Consider the following 1,175-nt stretch of genomic DNA (forward strand, 5'->3'; position numbering starts at 1 on the left):
GGTTTTGGGCAAACCTCTGTTAGACCACCGTGGATATCGCGAGGCCCCGAATGTGTCCGCGGGCCCCTCTATGATGGGAGTCGCCAGACATAACCCGTCACGGAAGGGGCCCGCGTGTACGACATGATACTGCAGGGGGCCGTCTCGCTCGGCGTGGACGGCATGGAGAGGCTGATCTCGGACCTGAAGGCGGCGGTCCTCGGGGCGCTCGGCTCCGGGGGCGCGGAGCCCGCGCGGTGCCCGCGCTGCGGATGCGCGGCGGTCGCGAGGCGCGGCAGGACGTCCTCGGGCGCCCAGCGCTGGGCCTGCCGGGGCTGCGGCCGCACGTTCACCGCGGCGACGGGCCGGGTGCTCTCGCTCTCGAGGCTCGGCGCCGCGACCTGGTCCTCCTACGTGGAGGGCATGGTCGCCGGCGAGAGCCTGCGGGCGCTCGCCTCGCGCTGCGGGGTGTGCCTGAAGACCAGCTGGTTCATGCGGATGCGCGTCCTCGAGGTGATGCGCTCGCAGCTGCAGCCCATGCGGCACGGCGAGGGCGTCTCCGCGCAGGCCGACGAGCTCTACCTCAACGAGTCCCTCTCGGGCAACCGCGACAGGGCGCGGGTGGCGATGCCGCGCGAGCCCCACCGCAACGGCCACGGCGTGCGCGCCCACGGCATATCCTCGCTCAAGGTCGCGGTCGTCACGGTGGTGAACGACCTCGGCGACTGCACGGCCGAGGCCGTCGGCCGCGGGCGGCCCACGGCCGACGAGGTGAGGTCCGGGATCGCCCCCGCGGACGTCTCGGGCTCCTCGGTCTCCACCGACGCCCTGGCCGCCTACGCGGCGCCGCTCGCCGAGGCGGGCGCGGCGGCGCACAACCGCTACGGCTCCGGGGAGGCCGGGGAGGACGAGCTTGGCATGGTCAACGCCCTGCACGAGCGGCTGCGCGGGTTCCTCTGGCGCTTCCGCGGCGTGGCGACGCGGCGTCTCCAGCGCTACCTCTGGTGGTTCCGCTGGGAGGAGCAGGCGAGGCGCTCCGACGCGACGAGGGAGGGCATGCTGCGCGCCCACGTCGCCAACGGGCGCTACGAGTCGAGGAGGCGCGACCTCGAGGACGAGCCCCAGCCGTTCTGGGGGTACTGGGATGCGCGGCGCCCATCCATATCCACGGTGGTCTAACAGAGGTTTGGGCAAAA

General features: G+C 72.9%; 1 protein-coding gene. It reads left to right on the forward strand.

Features of this window, described 5'->3' with window-relative positions:
* Nucleotides 1–123 precede the first annotated feature (123 nt).
* Nucleotides 124–1,158: an IS1595 family transposase gene (locus QUW25_RS09960; protein WP_289512064.1), complete on the forward strand. Its 1,035-nt coding sequence runs from the start codon at nt 124–126 to the stop codon at nt 1,156–1,158.
* The last annotated feature ends 17 nt before the right edge of the window (nt 1,159–1,175 follow it).

The organism is Thermophilibacter provencensis, assembly GCF_030372065.1.
GTDB classification, from domain to species: Bacteria; Actinomycetota; Coriobacteriia; order Coriobacteriales; family Atopobiaceae; genus Thermophilibacter; species Thermophilibacter provencensis_A.

Coding starts and splice junctions, on each gene's coding strand:
- QUW25_RS09960 (WP_289512064.1), top strand. CDS start 124: ATGATACTGCAGGGGGCCGTCTCGCTCGGCGTGGACGGCATGGAGAGG.